The 15853-nt window shown below is 41.7% G+C and carries 13 protein-coding genes; 8 read left to right on the top strand and 5 right to left on the bottom strand.

Annotated features, from left to right (window positions below):
* Positions 1-192: 192 nt before the first annotated feature.
* From PSE7429_RS02280 to PSE7429_RS02270, 3 genes are all read right to left on the bottom strand, one after another.
* Entirely contained in the window at positions 193-1848 is a 1656-nt protein-coding gene (locus PSE7429_RS02280; RefSeq protein WP_009625426.1) for an ABC transporter substrate-binding protein, read from the bottom strand.
* Positions 1849-2273: 425 nt separating this feature from the next.
* Entirely contained in the window at positions 2274-7115 is a 4842-nt protein-coding gene (locus PSE7429_RS02275; RefSeq protein WP_009625425.1) for a pentapeptide repeat-containing protein, read from the bottom strand.
* 335 nt (positions 7116-7450) lie between these two features.
* Positions 7451-8626, bottom strand: a complete 1176-nt coding sequence (locus PSE7429_RS02270; protein WP_009625424.1) for an LL-diaminopimelate aminotransferase — start codon at positions 8624-8626, stop codon at positions 7451-7453.
* A 300-nt stretch (positions 8627-8926) separates the two neighbouring features.
* Between PSE7429_RS02270 and PSE7429_RS02265 the strand changes: the two genes are divergently transcribed.
* The gene (locus PSE7429_RS02265; protein ID WP_009625423.1) at positions 8927-9139 is read left to right on the top strand and encodes a hypothetical protein; all 213 of its coding nucleotides are present in this window, start codon (positions 8927-8929) and stop codon (positions 9137-9139) included.
* A gap of 39 nt (positions 9140-9178) precedes the next feature.
* Complete coding sequence (locus PSE7429_RS02260; RefSeq protein ID WP_009625422.1) at positions 9179-9532, top strand: HesB/IscA family protein; 354 nt, start codon at positions 9179-9181, stop codon at positions 9530-9532.
* Positions 9533-9585: 53 nt separating this feature from the next.
* On the opposite strand, the gene PSE7429_RS02255 is transcribed toward PSE7429_RS02260, so the two are convergent.
* A complete protein-coding gene (locus tag PSE7429_RS02255; protein WP_009625421.1) occupies positions 9586-9972 on the bottom strand; it encodes a GFA family protein in 387 nt (128 codons plus the stop codon).
* Between the two features lie 8 nt (positions 9973-9980).
* Here PSE7429_RS02255 and PSE7429_RS02250 point away from each other — a divergent pair, with 8 nt between their 5' ends.
* From PSE7429_RS02250 to PSE7429_RS02230, 5 genes are all read left to right on the top strand, one after another.
* Positions 9981-10403 carry a thiol-disulfide oxidoreductase DCC family protein gene (locus tag PSE7429_RS02250; protein ID WP_009625420.1) on the top strand — a complete coding sequence of 141 codons (423 nt, stop codon included), beginning with the start codon at positions 9981-9983 and terminating at the stop codon, positions 10401-10403.
* 48 nt (positions 10404-10451) lie between these two features.
* Positions 10452-11321 (top strand): aldose epimerase family protein, encoded by an 870-nt coding sequence (locus PSE7429_RS02245; protein WP_009625419.1) that lies wholly within the window; start codon positions 10452-10454, stop codon positions 11319-11321.
* A gap of 307 nt (positions 11322-11628) precedes the next feature.
* Positions 11629-12381: a DUF561 domain-containing protein gene (locus PSE7429_RS02240; protein WP_009625418.1), complete on the top strand. Its 753-nt coding sequence runs from the start codon at positions 11629-11631 to the stop codon at positions 12379-12381.
* 176 nt (positions 12382-12557) lie between these two features.
* A complete protein-coding gene (locus tag PSE7429_RS25880) occupies positions 12558-13577 on the top strand; it encodes an OST-HTH/LOTUS domain-containing protein (RefSeq protein WP_009625417.1) in 1020 nt (339 codons plus the stop codon).
* Between the two features lie 162 nt (positions 13578-13739).
* Entirely contained in the window at positions 13740-13997 is a 258-nt protein-coding gene (locus tag PSE7429_RS02230; protein ID WP_009625416.1) for a hypothetical protein, read from the top strand.
* A 61-nt stretch (positions 13998-14058) separates the two neighbouring features.
* Here the strand turns inward: PSE7429_RS02230 and PSE7429_RS02225 are convergent, their stop codons facing one another.
* Positions 14059-14643 carry a Uma2 family endonuclease gene (locus tag PSE7429_RS02225; protein ID WP_009625415.1) on the bottom strand — a complete coding sequence of 195 codons (585 nt, stop codon included), beginning with the start codon at positions 14641-14643 and terminating at the stop codon, positions 14059-14061.
* Between the two features lie 132 nt (positions 14644-14775).
* On the opposite strand from PSE7429_RS02225, the gene nagA reads away from it, so the two are divergent.
* Positions 14776-15849 carry an N-acetylglucosamine-6-phosphate deacetylase gene (gene nagA / locus PSE7429_RS02220; protein ID WP_009625414.1) on the top strand — a complete coding sequence of 358 codons (1074 nt, stop codon included), beginning with the start codon at positions 14776-14778 and terminating at the stop codon, positions 15847-15849.
* Positions 15850-15853: the final 4 nt, after the last annotated feature.

Below are 15853 nucleotides of genomic sequence, written 5' to 3'. Positions count from 1 at the left end.
TGAATCAATGAACGAATCGATCGCATTCTGAGCTTGTCGATTTCAACGAGGGGGCTAATTTCTAGTTTTACATCAGAAGCCATAAAATGCTATGACCAATCCCAGTCAAGAAATAGAGGTGCGGGGCTTTGCCCCGCACCTCTATTTCTTGGTTTTATATTTAATGCCCACTTGCTTAGCAAGTCCCTTAGATTATTGCTTAGAAATATTCCAATAGGGAAGTTGCTGGTTTGGTTCGATCTTTACTCCATCCACTCCTTTTTGGGCAAAAGCATATTCTTTGTTTTGCCATAGCGGAATGAATGGAACATCCTGAGCCAAAATCTCTTGGATTTTTTGGAGTAGTTGCGATCGCTTAACGCTATCTCGCTCTTTTCTCTCCTTGGCGATCAGATCGTTTATTAGGGGATTATTGTAAAACGAGCCTTGAAACTGGCTACCACCTTTTTTGCAACGATCTCCTTCAGCTTCTTCACATTCTAAAAAGGGTTTGATGTAGTTATCGGGATCGAGAATATCAGGTACCCAATCGAGTAAATATGCTGGGTAAACTCCCTTGTCTAGGAAAGCGTAGCCCACGGTATTTTCGACCCGTTCGGTTTTAATTTGGATGATTTTGCCAACATTTTTTTGAATTGAAGCACGTAAAGTGCTGGCAATGAGATCGCCATTGCCTCCATATTTTGGGGAATACCAAATTGTAATTTGTGCAGGTTTTTCATTGGAATATCCTGCGGTTTCCAGTAATTGTCGAGCCAGTTTCCCATTATTATCACCATATTTTTGCTCGAATACGGGCTTAGATTCGCCAAAAGCACTGGGAATCAGACTGTACAATGGCGATCGCTGATTGAAAAATATGCGTGATTCTAATAGGGGGCGATCGATCGCTGCGGCTAGGGCTTGACGCACCCGTACATCATTGAGTGGAGATTGCTGGGTATTTAGCACCATGTAAAGAATAGTGGCTCCTTGACCAGAAGCGATCGTCCAGCCATTGGCTTTTGCATTGGCTTCAATATTCTTAACCTGAGTTGGTGTGAGTGTTTGAAAAGCGATGTCAACCGCACCCGTCTTAAAAGCATTGAGTAAGTTGGCATTTGAAGAGAAAAATTGAATGTCAATGCCTCTATTTACGGGTTTCTTGCCCCAGTAATCGGGAAATGCATCTAAGCGTAAGTAACTCCCTTCAACAAATTGTGTTACTTGATAGGGACCAGTTCCGACCAATTTATCGGGTAAGAACAAGAGTTTGCCCGTTTTCTCATCCTTGATATGTTTGTAAACCTGTGGTGAGATTGCGGCAGCACCAGTGAAGGCTAAGAATTTTGGGAAAAACTGGAGAGGTTCCTTGAGCTTGAAAATCAATTCTGTTTCGTTCGGAGCTGAGATAGCCTCGATGATATCTCCCAAGATATATGCTGGCGTTCCTTTGGAGTTCATGAAACGTTCCAAAGCAAATTTCATCGTATAGGCATTAAAATTAGTGCGATCGTGGAATTTGATCCCCGTCTTTACTGGCACAGTATAAATTAAGCCATCATCGCTAACTTTTGGCATATCTGCCGCTAGTTGGGGCACGATCTCGTTAGAGCCTTCTTTGTAGGTGTAAAGGCGTTCTAGGGTATTGTAGAAGATATTACTAATAAAAAACTCGTTGGCATCGGCAGGATCGAGGGTACGGATTTTGCTAGTCGTGCCGATAACGATACGTTCGTCAGTGCGATCGCTTATTCCTAATCTGTTGCGGTTATTGATGATTTTGCCATTGGTACAGGCAAATAGGGATGTTACTGTAATCAGAGCGATCGCAACCCAAGTAAACAAGCGACGCAGCAAATATCTCATTGATCTGTTTAGCCGAAAACATAACTGTATTTCTAACTGCTAAATCTTCTCACAATGTCGGTTCGATTTTGTAGTTATAAGTAGTTCGGCATAATTAAAAACCAAAACCAGAGAGCATACCGCCCGCGTAGCGGGCGGTATGCTCTTCTAGGTTTTAAGTTTACTTATGCCTAGCTACTTACCAAGTTAAGAAATGGCGTAGCCATTTCTTAACTTGGTATAACTACAAATTTCCAAAATGGCGTTGCCATTTTGGAAATCTCAAAACCTTACTGGATTTAGTTTTTAATTCACAAAAGTGAGCCAACACTTTAGTGAATTGGTATAAGAGAAAATCTAGAGACTTGATCGCTTGCATTGCAAGTGATCAAGCCTCTAGATTTTTAAGTTTATTTGCGGCAAAACTTCACCTATCAAGACTTCCCTTAAAAGCTACAGGGACCTTTCTTTCCATTAGGACAAACTGTCTCTTCATCGGTTTTTGGAAGTTTTGCCTTGTCAAAAGTAACACCTGTTAAATTAATTCCATTCAGCTTCGCACCACTCCAGTTGGCTCCATTTACTTGACCACTAGTGAGATTAGCTCCGCTCAGATCGGTATTAGTCATGTCTGTGTAGTTGAGCTTAACGTTAGAAAGATTAGCTCGCTTAAGACTTGTAAAGCTCAAATTCAACCCCGACAGATCTTGCTCTGCCAGATTTCGACCTTCGCGAGGATCGTTAACGATTTGCCAAGCTAAAAGAACTGTCGGGCTAAATCTTGTCGCTTTTTCCGTGCCTTGAGGGCCAATTTTAGAATTCTTGAGGTTCGCACCCTCCATTTTAGCGCCAATAAAATTAGAACGAGTTAAATCGGAACCTCCCAAATCCACAAGAACCATTTGAGCATTTTTGAATTCTGACCAAATTACGCTGGATTGGATTAATCTGGCTCTATTTAAGTTGGCATTGGTGAAATTCACGCCATCGAGGTTTGCCTCTTGAAAATTTGCGCCGACAAGACTTGCATCTTGCATTTTTGCCCCTGTGAGAGTCGCTTTACTGAAATCGACATTATCCAGTTTGGCTCCCTTAAAGTCCGCATTAGTGAAGTCTTTGCCTTTGGCATCTTTGAATAGCCCCCACCGTAAACCTAAGTCGAAGATGGGTCTATTGACTAAACCATAGATTAAAAACACTACAGCGATCGCGCCTAATCCAATTGTCGGTATTTTAAGATAATCTTGCCATAACGATTCCAAGCTAACACTCGGCATCGACATTTTAGTTTTAATCGGAGCAGGCTTATGGGCTGGAGGCGGTGCTGGTGGCTCATAACCATAGGCTCCGTAATTCTCCTCAGTAAATCGGTTGAAATCAATTTGATCGGGAGGCGTACCCATACGCGCCTGCGTCGAATCACCGAAATTTGCGGTTGGTTTACGGCGATCGCGGGGGATTTCTCGCGTCTCACTTATACCTGTTGCATCGGTGCGAGGAGAAGATATAGGCAGGTTTCGGCTACGAGAAGGCATTTGCGTACCCTGAGGTCCGATCGTTGTGATGTTATCTGACAGATCGCCGCTATCCAGTAACCCAGACCAATCAGTATTGTCATCATGGATTTCTAGCCCAAGGTCGTTAAAATCGGGCAAGCTAGTATCTTTACGCTTAGATGGATGAGCCGAGTTTCTATCTCTACCATAGGAAGGGTTCCCCATCGAGTTTCCTCCACTCGAAGACATCTTACCGCTAGTATCTGAGTAAGAAGAGCCAGTCGTCGGTCTGCCGCCAGATAGAACTGTATCAGCATCCAATAACTCTGACCAACTTTCATCAATGGAATTGATTGGTTTGCGACTTTGCGGATTTGGCTGAGCATGAAAGCGATCGAAGTCATCTTCTTCCTTTTTCTTAGCCATTCGACTAGGATTAGTAGGAGGTAGGGGAAGACTGGTATTGGCTGCTGAGGGAGGCTTAGGATTAACACCTTGATGGGGATTTCTTTTTGGCGGTAAGGGGGGTAAAAAAGGCGGTGGTGGTGGATTATTGAGAGATGGAGAAGTGGGTTCTTGCTTTGCCAGAGGGGGAAGATTTGGAGGCATTGGTGTAGGCATTGGCGCAACTGACTTTGGCGGCGCAGGCATTGGTGGCGTTAGCCCCGTAGATATTGACGAAGTACGAAAACTAGAATCAAAGTCGCCACCCGTAGGATCGATACTATCTAAGTCGAAATCGTCTAAAAAGTCACTATCACCTGCACCTAGATTAAAATTTGAGGATGCTCCAAAATTTGTAGGTGGCGAAGGAACCCTTGCTGGAGTCGAGGTAGCCTCCTCAAATACCCCTGATGGCGAAGTAAACCCATTGAGTAAATCGTTAGCCATAGCCTCTTCATGCAAATCTACTTCATAACTACCACTGATTAAATCGCTGTCCAAAATACTTTCACTTAATAAAGCATCTTCAAAGGGATCTGGAGGAAGCATACTGACAGAACTGAGGGAAGGAGGAGGGGGGAATGCCGATGAGTTAGTAAAGGAATCTTCTGAGTATGGCGAGTTGGCGCGATTGGGGGTGAGTGTTGTGGGAACAGTACCAAGACCAAATTCAGCTATAGGGATTTCTGGCAAACTATCCTCATCAAAGGAAGCTAAATCAAAATTTTCATCCAGCATAATCTCTAAATCATTAGCTCTTTCGGCTATTAGTGATTCAGAAATCTTTTCATTGCTATTCTCACTTCTTAAGTCATAATGCTCGACCTGTCCTGATGGTATTGCGGCAGAAAAACTATCGACATTATCAACATAGTTAGCAAAGTCGTCATCTGCATAATAGGAATCAGTAATTTGTTCGTTGTTAGGTGGATTGTTATTTTCCCAATCTGACAAGGGCGGGGGAGAAGGTTCGGAGAGGCTTAAAGCATTATTTGCAAATTCAGCACTGATATTTTCATCAATTTGATCGAACTGATCGAACCGATCAGCAAATTCATTAAAATCAGTAAATTGGCGATCGAAGTTTTGATCAGAATTATCTAGCTCTATTGCTCCTAATGGAGCGGCAAACTGATCGTAGGCAACCGATGGAACTTCTAAATTAACAGCCTCTGCCATGCTGTCGCTTTGGACTAGGGTATAGGGATTATTGGCAATCGTCCATTCATTATCATTAGCGTTATCATCGCTAAGTTCGCCACTAAAGTCAAAGTTGTCCTCGTCAAGTAACTTCTCTGAGAAGCTACTTGAGAAGTTATCAGAGAAGTTATTTGTATCCAGTGACTTCTCCGAGAAACCGCTATCAACAGTACCTAACAATGAATCGTTAAAAATCTCTGAGGTTTCTTCGATGGGTGGCAAATAGTCATCAACTAGATCCTCTTGCCAAGCATCATTGCCAGCATCGATCTCGGCTTCAAGAGTGGCACTCCAGTCAGCATCATTTTCAATACTATCAATAAGTTGATTTTCAGGATCTGCTAATGCACTTTCTAATGGAGTATTCCAATCTGACTCATTACCAATTGCGTCATTGGCAAATTCTACATTCCAGTTTGTCTCGTTTTCAATTGCAGATTCTAAATAATCATTACTCAGATCGCTCTGTTCAAGTAGATTGCTCTGTTCAAAAGATTCTTCAAATTGAAATTCGGGGGCTGATTCAAATCCTAAATTCGACGCAGGAGCAAATTCATTGTCAATATCGGCAAGGTTGGGAGCGGGAGTGTTCAAATCAAATCCAGCATTCTCTTCCAAGTCAATTGAGGTTGATGATTGCAAGTTCTGCCAATCGTCAAATGTGCCAAAAGCGTTGTTTATAGATGTGTCCGAAATTGCGGCGGCAGCTACATTAGGAGCGCTATCCCAAACCGCATCATTGTCGATTTCTGGTGCTATTCCCTGTCCCCAATCACTGGTAAAAGCATTGTCAAAAGCATTGTCAAAAGCATTGTCAATTGCTGTGGACTCATAGATAGCCATTGGATCTGATGGATTGCTCGACCAGATCTCGTCTTCAGTCATGCTAGCATCTAGAGCTTCTAAGGATTGCACTGAGCCGAATCCATTGTCTAGATTGCTAGCCATATCTGGAGATAGATTGCTAATTTCTTCTCCCAGAGACAGGTTTTGTGGATCTTGATCTATAGATTGGTTTGATGGAAATTCGTCTTGAAAATCGTTACTCATTGATAGATCTTCAATGAGCAGATCTTCTTGAAATTGGGCAGATAGATCCTCAGGAATTTCTAAATTATCAGGTAATAAATCATCTTGAAATTCATCAGAGAGATTTAAATCATCAGGTAATAAATCATCTTGAAATTCATCAGAGAGGTTTAAATCATCAGGTAATAAATCATCTTGAAATTCATCACTATAATCATTGTAGGGATGATTAGATGGTAAATCAGGATTTAAATTTAACTCACTGTTTACATAGTAATCTTCAGTATTGTTGCCATCAGCCTCGAAAATGTTGAGGTCTTGGTCATCCGTTACTGCATATTCACTGGCAACATTAAGGCTAGGTTGACTAGGGATATCCTCGGAATTCTCTTCTAATAAATCTGAGATACTATCCCAATCAGGATCATTTCCCTCAGCACTTAAATTAAAACTTGAGTCATCATTATCTTCTAATAACTCCGCTAATCCAGAGATTTTACCTTCCTCGTCACCAATACTTTGGAGGGAATCTAGGCTAAAGGAATCTGAAGCGTCAAGTCCTAGAGAATCTAGCTCGGCAAGATCTGCATTTCCCAAAAAGTCTAATCCATCTAATCCGAAATCGTCATCAAGACCAATATTTATATCCTGTAAGGGCTGGAGTGTCGTTTTTACTGGATCTATGCTTGGATTTGCAGAATCAGCTTGGGGCTTATGCTCAGGCTCATCCATTCTGGTCTTGAGATCGGTCACAATTAACCAATCGATATTCCCAAGATCGCTATCAGACTCTTTTGCCTGAGGTTTGTTAGCGTGACTATTTGAGGATGTATTTCTTTGGGAGGACGATCGCTCAATTGGCTCATCCAAACCAAGCGATCGCAGCCACTCAAGATCCTCGAGATCGTTCTCAGTCGTTTGGGCGCTTGATGGTTGTGAGGATGGGGGTGGGGTGGTTTGCTTTGCTTCTACCTTTTGCTGAGGAACTCCGCCAATTCGCGTACTGAGATCCGATATAATCATCCAATCGACATCAGCAGCATCAGATTGGAGCGATTGCTTTTTATCTGGTTCGTTAACACCTTGACCTTTGATTGGGTTGTTTTTGTTGGAAGCCATGAATCAATCCTCAAATCCTCAGCATTATGTTCTGACTTGCACCACTTGGCGCTTGCTACCTTAAGATCGTAGTTTATCTACCATATCAATCGCTGCAAATTATAGCTTTACAACAATACAAATGGGATTGTAAATGTGACTTTAACAATAGCGACTTTCATCGACAAATTTCAATCGGCTAGTGGTATTAAGCGATTTATTTTAGTCTTTGGCAAGCTGTAGTGATTTCAATGTATACAAGGTTTAAGCTAATCTTAACAAATAAAGCCTACAAAAGTGGAAGTAATACTGCATCTGTCGCTATTCGCATTACACTGAATGTTTTCATTCCAATTTTATTTTTGCAGTTGTAAGAATGTACCGATTTTTTTGGCTGCTTCTCGCAAAATCTCTGGTGGATGGACTAAGGCAAATCTGACATAACCCTCACCATGCTGACCAAAACCCTTGCCAGGAGATAGGGCTATGCCAGTTGAGCTAATTAGATCTAGACAAAATTTAACTGAATCATGGGCATGGCGATCGGGTAATTTTGCCCAAAGATACATGGTGGCTTTAGGTGTGGGAATTGCCCAGCCGATCGCCTTGAGCGAATCAATCATCGCATCGCGCCGCTCTTGAAATGCGCTAACTACACGATCAATCGATGCGCGATCGCTTGCCAAAGCCTCGATCGCACCACGCATGATACCTTGATATTGATTGAAATCTACCGCAGCTTTAACTTGGCGCAAAGCTTGAATTAGTTCACGATTACCGACGGCAAAGCCTACCCGAAACCCGCCCATATTGTAGGATTTGGACATGGTAAAAAATTCGATGCTAACGCCGCGATCGCGATCGGCTTGCAAGATCGAGGGTGGAGTTGAACCATCAAAAATCAGATCGAGATAAGGGAAGTCATGCACTAATACGAGATTATGCTCTTGACAAAACTGAACTGCTGATTTTAAGAATTCCAGCGTGGCGGTAGCGGTGGTGGGATTGTGGGGATAGCTTAACACCATCATTTTGGCTTGACTGAGGACTGCGGCGGGGATATCGGCAAATACTGGTAAAAAGTTGTTTCCCGCTAATAGGGGCATTCCATAAACGCGCCCACCTGCTAGATGAATTCCGCCATAATGGGATGGATAGCCAGGATCTTGCAGAAGTGCAAAATCGTTAGGATTGAGGATCGCAAGGGGTAAATGAGCTGTACCTTCCTGTGAGCCAATGAGAGGTAATACTTCTGTTTCTGGATCGATTGTGAGGCTAAAGCGCTGTTTTATCCATGCGGCTACTGCTTCCCTAAAGTCTAAGGTACTTCCAAATAGAGAATAGCCATGGGTATGGGGATCGTTTAAAGATTTGGCGATCGCCTCTAAAATAAATGGCTCTGTCGGTAGATCGGAGGAACCAAGGGATAGATCGATGACGGTCATACCTGTGGCTCTGACCTCACTTTTAGCCCGATCCATATCGGCAAAGACATTAAATTGTAGAGGCTTGAGGCGATCGGCAAATTGCATAACTTAACAGATAAAAGGTCAATGAAGATACAGATAATTTTACGCTAACTACCCAATAACCATCTTTGAAGGAAATCGTAATTAAAAAAATTAGTTGCATTTTTATAGCAACGTAAGAGATCGCTAGGACAAATCAAAACCCCAAAGATTGAGTAGCGGCGCGAAGCGCCGCCACTCATCCTTAGTTTATGTCCTAAGTAAACCTTACGTTGCTATAGCAAGTCCCTAACTACGTCTCCCACACTTTTTGGTACTTGCGATAACATAGAGATAGCCGTCAAAATTATTTGGAAAAAAACCATGGTTTGCTGCAAAGCTAAATCTAAGCTTGCTAAAGCGATAAAGTTACATCGCAATTTTCACTTTAAGTCTGGACTATTGCTAGATCAAGGTGTGCGATTGCTGGGTGTACATAAATTTCCGCTTACTAAGCCCCTTTACAAAGCAGTCAAGGTAGCTGGCTATACAAATGTCTCCCTCGCTAGTATTGCGCTTGTCCTATTAGAAGACTAAGATTGCCATTAGCACGATTCGTATATAGGAAAATTTCGCATGATTACATTGACTGACGCAGCGATCGCTCGCGTAAGAAACCTCCAAAGCCAACGCGCTACCACTGCACCTCTGCGTTTAGGCATTAAGCAAGGTGGTTGCTCAGGCTTATCTTATTTGATGGATTTTGCCGATCAACTTGAAGCGGATGACAATCAATACGAATGCAATGGTGTAAAAATTGTGATTAACAATAGCAATTTGCCCCAGTTGCAAGGACTAGAACTCGACTACACCGAAGATTTGCTAGGAGGAGGATTCCGTTTCCGCAATCCTAACGCGAGCAAGTCTTGCAGTTGTGGTACTTCCTTTGCTACACCCAAAGAATTGGGCGCACCTGTCGCTTGTAGCTAACTTGAGCGAGAATAAAAAATGGGAAGTGCTGGGCACTTCCCATTTTTTATTATTTAACTAACTGATGCTCGAATCTGCGAAACATTATCTTCCCAATGTTTTCCATCAAAATATTGAATGGTAAACTTCTCCATGGAATCACCATCTAAGCAGCGAATATTAATGTCGTAATCCTCAGGATGCGATCGCGGACGGTAAAAGGGATGAATGCCGCAAGTTTTACAAAAATTATGCTTCGCAATACCTGTATTAAAACTATAGGTCTCTAGATTATCCTCACCCTGTAGTAACTCAAAATCTTCAGGTGGTACGATCAAATGCAGGATTCCTTTCTTTTGGCAGATCGAACAATTACAATCGATCGCCTCATATTTACGTATCGCCACGCGAAATCTCACTGCTCCACAGTGGCAACCACCAAGAGCCAAAGTAATAGTCATATATGTCTATGTCCTACGCCGTAATCTATGATGGTAATTGTAATCTTTGTGTTAGCTTTGTTAGACTTTTATCGAAGTTTGATCGTGGTAGATTGTTCGGCTATGTGCCGATGCAAGATGAGGAAAACTTACAACAGTTAAATGTCACCCCTGCGGATTGTGAAATGGGAATGATCCTCATTGATCTAATGGAACCAACCCACAGATGGCAAGGCAGTGATGCGGCTGAAGAAATTGTACGACTGTTACCCATGGGGAAGGCTTTAGTTGGGGCATATCGCGCGATGTCACCCCTAAAAAATCTGGGGGATTCAGCCTATATCCAAGTTCGCGATACTCGATATGAATTGTTTGGCAAACGCGATCGCACCTATTACACAGCTTATCCGTTTGGATGTGCGGTCAAAAAACAAGATAGGAACGAACCATAATTCTCCTTTGCTATATAATTATTTCTGAAATGTTACAAGGCAAATTTTGTGTATACAGTTTCTATCGAGCAAAAGCAATACAAAACCTATGTCTTGTCTGATGAGAGCGCAGGTTCTCAAATAGAAGTTGTGCCAGAGCGCGGTGGCATTGTGACAAGCTGGCGGATCAATGGACAAGAGGTTTTCTATCTTGACACTGAGCGATTTACCCATCCTGACTTGAGTGTTAGAGGCGGAAATCCGATCTTATTCCCTCTCTGTGGTAATTTGCCCAATGATACCTATGATATTGACGGAATAGACTACAAGATCAAACAGCATGGATTTGCCCGTGAATCTTCTTGGAGCGCTGTCGGGCAGCAGACAGATGACGCAGCAAGTGTAATGATTGAGCTAGTTAGTAACGAAAAAACTAAGGCTGTCTATCCATTTGACTTCCATTTAGCCTTTACCTATGTGCTAAAGGGAAATACCTTAGAGATTCATCAGGAGTACAAAAATCTCTCTTCTACGCCGATGCCTTTCTCTTCTGGGTTCCATCCCTACTTTCTCTGTGGCGACAAAAATCAAATCGAAGCTAATATTCCTTCGGTTAGCTATGAGGATAATCGCACCAAAGAGAACTTTGCCTTTGATGGTAAGTTTGACTTTGATCAAGATGAGATTGATTCCGTATTTGGTAATCTCTCTAGCCGCTCAACCTCAATTATCGATCGCGATCGCAATCTCAAAATTGCGATCGATTACGATGATTTCTATACCTATCTTGTCTTTTGGACAGTTAAGGGCAAGGACTTCTATTGCCTAGAGCCTTGGAGTGCAACTCGTAATGCTCTTAATACCAAAGAATATTTAACTGTTCTAGAACCTAATGCTAGTTGTAAAGCTGTTGTGAGTATCACCGCAGAGTTCTTTTAAATATTGATTTTGGCACTGTATTTTGGCATTCTGCATTTTGGCATTCTGCATTTTGGCATTCTGCATTTTGGCATTCTATAGCTGCCGTCAACTGTATCAGCACATAAAAGCCAAAAGATGAGTGGTGGCGCGAAGCGCCGCCACTCATCTTTTGGCTTTTATGGTTGCTATGTTTTTTTAACGATGCCGAACTACTTAGAAGCCCAAAGAGTAGGATATGCAGACCTGCACTCTTTGGGTTTTACCCAAAATCGCGTTAAAGTAGTCGTACATCTAAATATTTAGTCTATCTAGGATGACACAGATTATGTCACGTTTACCTATTACCTTGGCAAATGCTTTCAGCCGTCGTAGCGCTCTAAAAATCATTAGTGGCTTGCAAAACTTCGATCGCGACTCCGTGAAAATGGTCGTGCAAGCAGCCGATCGCGGTGGCGCAACATTCGTTGACATTGCTGCTGATGCTGAACTCATTGCGATCGCTAAGGCTAATTGCTCTTTACCTATTTGTGTTTCCGCAGTTGAATCTAGCAAGTTAGTAGAAGCCGTTGCTAATGGCGTAGATATCGTAGAAATTGGTAACTACGACAGCTTCTACGCTCAAGGTCGTGTATTCACCACCGATGAAATTATTGCTCTTACCCAAGAAACCAGAGCATTGTTGCCTCATACTGCAATTTCCGTCACGGTTCCTCACACTTTGCCCCTAGACGAGCAAGTTACCCTCGCGGAGAGACTAGAGGCAATTGGCGCTGACATCATCCAAACTGAAGGTGGTACGAGTTCCGCTCCAACCCATGCAGGTGTACTCGGTGCGATCGAAAAAGCATCGCCTACTCTCGCTGCTGCCCATGCGATTAGCCGTGCCGTTTCTATTCCCGTAATGTGCGCTTCTGGGTTGAGCAATATCACTGCACCAATGGCGATCGCTGCGGGTGCGTCGGGTGTTGGTGTTGGTTCCGCAGTTAATCAATTGAATGATGTGGTTTCCATGATTGCGACTGTTCGCGCTCTCAGAGAAGCAATCAATAGCAATGTTGCAAACCAAGCAATTGTCTAACCAATATTTGCTTGATTTCACGTTAGCAAATTAGCAAAATCTATAAACTAAAAGGCGATCGCTTTGAACTTTTAGAAAATTCAAAGCGATCGCCTTTCTCATAAAATCAGCTAGCCAAAAGCGCGATCGCCTAATCTTGCAGCTAAAATATGATGAGTATCTTTCATATTTTGCTTATGAATACTCTAACTCCAACGCGACAGCAGATTATTGAGTTAATTGATAACTTGCCAGAGGATGCTTTCTCTGAGCTTATCAATTTTATTGGCTACCTTCGCTACAAGACTGTTGACATAAAAACAGATACCCCTTACAACAGTTTTTTACTGTCAATAGTAGGTTTGGGTGCTTCCACTGAAAAAGATGTTTCAGATAGAGTCCAGAAAGCAGGAATAGATTTAGAACAATTTAAGAGTAATGTATATTGCAAAATTGGTAGAAACATTATGCTCTTACAAAAGATAGAGATACAATTAAAATACTTGTTATCTCGTAGATATATTTCAGGATATAGCAATGAACTAAAGATACTTGCAGACAAAAAATTAGAGTATTACGGCAATAAAAATATGGGTCAGTTAATTGAAGATTTTTTCAAAGAAAGCACTTCATCTGATCAAGATAAAACACCAGAAAGTCTCACAGGAATTTGGGTTTCTATTGATGTTAGGTTTGAAAAAAATAGCAATCTAAAAAAGAAGAGTCAAGAATCTTTTGATTTGCTGAGGATAAATAGAAACTTACTTGTACATAATTCCTTGCCAAATTGGGATTATTTAAATTCAATTGAAGGGTGTGAGTTGGCGTGTAAAGAACTTGATTATCAATATGACAATCAGATAAAGCCGACATTTCAATGTTTGAAAGCATATACCGAAATGCTACAAGAAAGCCTTCAAGAATATACACAAGAATTAGTTGACAAATTAAAACATGATTTTCTAGTAAATAGCTCGCTTATCTACTTGCTTTCTGATATTGCTAGACAACAACTGCGTCCCAATGGATGGATTTCCCTAGATGTAGCAATTAGTAAGATCAAAAAGCAATCTCCAGAAGAGTTGAATTCTCTAAAGCAAAAATTTGGATTTAAGAAATTAAAAGATTTAATGATAGCAAGCAATTTGTTTGAGTTTTCGGATGAGTCTACAGAAAAAGGAGGTCGAAGGATTCTATATAGGAATATTAGTTCATAGAAATAATGGAAAAAATGTTTTATGGATATATAGATTTCCTAGTTTTGAGAGAGCATTCCTTTTATTGTCAAACTTACTCAAAACAGATCAATTTTTACTTTAGTAAAGAGTAGAGTTGATTCATTTTTTGTGTGACCTTTAATGTCGCTAGGATTGCGAGAAATGAACCCTAATCCCAATAATGGCTTTTCTGGATTGGCAGACATCTTGCACTTCTTAGCCGAACTTCCATCCCCTCAAGAAGTCTTGAATTTACTCCTTGCACCAGACGCACAGCAAGAAATTGATAATCTATTAGAAAAAAATCGTGCTCAAAGCTTTAATGAAAGCGATCGCCTACTATGGGAGCATTATGAATTTATCGAGCATTTAGTACGCCTTGCCAAAACCCAAGCCCTGATTAAGCTACAGCAGTCTTAATGAGTAAGAGATATGTCTTCTCTAAACTTAGAAAATTAGTCAGCGAGATTCTCACTAGAATTTAAAACAATTCATTCCAATTGAAAGTCACATTAGGAAAAGCAAGAATTGATAGAGTATCATTCTCATCGTAGCGTCTGATTAACTTATATCCATTTGCCGATGGTTGCGAATATCCCTCGATCTCTTTTTTATTTACATCAAACAACCACATTTCAGGAATCCCCGCCGCCGCATATAGAGGTGCTTTTACTTCGCGATCATAGTCAATGGAACTATCAGCAACTTCGATAATTAACAAAATATCTTCTGGGGTTGGTAATCCCTCTTCATAAAAATCATCACGAAATTTTAAGATGGCAATATCTGGCTGTGGCTCAGAGTTATCATTTAGACGAATTGAGTTTTGCGGCCAGATGATAGCCTTGCCAAAAAGACGAGTAGTAAATATTGCATTCAGTCGAGCAACACAAGTAGCGTGTTTTCTGCCAATTGGTGACATGGTTGTAATTTCTCCGTTAATTAGTTCGAGGCGATCGCCCTCTTGGAAAACACCAACTTCGTGCATGAGATGATATTGCTGGGTCGTCAATAGGAACTTATTCGCCAACTTATTCTGGTTTTGCGTAAGCAATTGAACTGTCATAAGCTTAGAATTAGGTAGGTTGGAGTGATATCTACGATCATCATAGCTCAGCCTATAGCAATTCTAAAGAGTGCGCCCCTTTGGGACGCACTCTCTTAGTTCGATGAAAATAATTAGCGATCGCCAGAAATCATGACAGGTTTACGTGAAATTATCTGTTCTACCCAAGGAGCAATTGATCTTCAAATTAATGGAGCATTAGGAATTCCTTTTAACGATTTAAATCGCGATCGCGCCGCTAAGTTACCAGAAATTTGTCGATTTTTATATCAACAGGGACTAGATGGATTTTTGCCTACGCTCGTTACTGCCTCTATTGAGCAGTTTCATCGATCGCTATTTTTCCTAGCCGAAGCGATCGCCTATCAAAATCAACATCCCGATCCCCATGAAGCCAAAATTTTAGGAGTCCATCTCGAAGGACCGTTTCTACATCCCGATAAGCGGGGCGCACATCCGCAACAACATCTATTACCGCTTAATTTCGATACATTACGGCAGGTATTAGGTGATTACACCGACATTATTAAATTAGTTACTCTTGCGCCCGAACTCGATCCTTCAGGAGAAACGATTCAATATTTACGCGATCATCAAATCATCGTTAGTCTAGGTCACTCTACGGCTAATGCAGAACAAACAAGAACAGCGATCGCTCAAGGGGCAACGATGGTCACCCATGCCTTTAATGCCATGCCGAGTTTGCATCATCGCGATGTGGGGCTATTGGGCGCAGCAATATTAAGCGATCGGGTTTGGTGCGGACTAATCGCTGATGGCGTTCATGTTTCGCCCGAAATGATCAAGCTGCTCTATCGGATGAAAAAACAAATTTTTCTGGTCAGTGATGCCCTTGCGCCTCTAGGTTTACCCGATGGCACTTATCCTTGGGACGATCGCCAGATTACGATTCAAAATGGCACAGCAAGATTACCCGATGGCACGCTATCAGGTACGACATTGCCCTTAATCAACGCAGTTAATAATCTGATCGAGTGGGGAGTTTGTGAGCCAGAAAATGCTCCAGAAAATGCTATTAAATTAGCGATCGAAGCTCCACGACTTGCCATGAATCTAGCGATCGATCAAAATGCACCTCAGAGGCTCACTTGGTGCAGCTACTCGTTCTCTTATAATAGGTCTGCCGAATTTGCTCCACCCAATTTTAAATCCGTCCATACTTCTTGGGCTTGTGAAGTTAATTGATAGA

The organism is Pseudanabaena biceps PCC 7429, assembly GCF_000332215.1.
Lineage (GTDB): Bacteria > Cyanobacteriota > Cyanobacteriia > Pseudanabaenales > Pseudanabaenaceae > Pseudanabaena > Pseudanabaena biceps.
The sequence above is the reverse complement of the archived record's forward strand: the minus strand, read 5'-3'. Positions and strand labels throughout refer to the sequence as shown.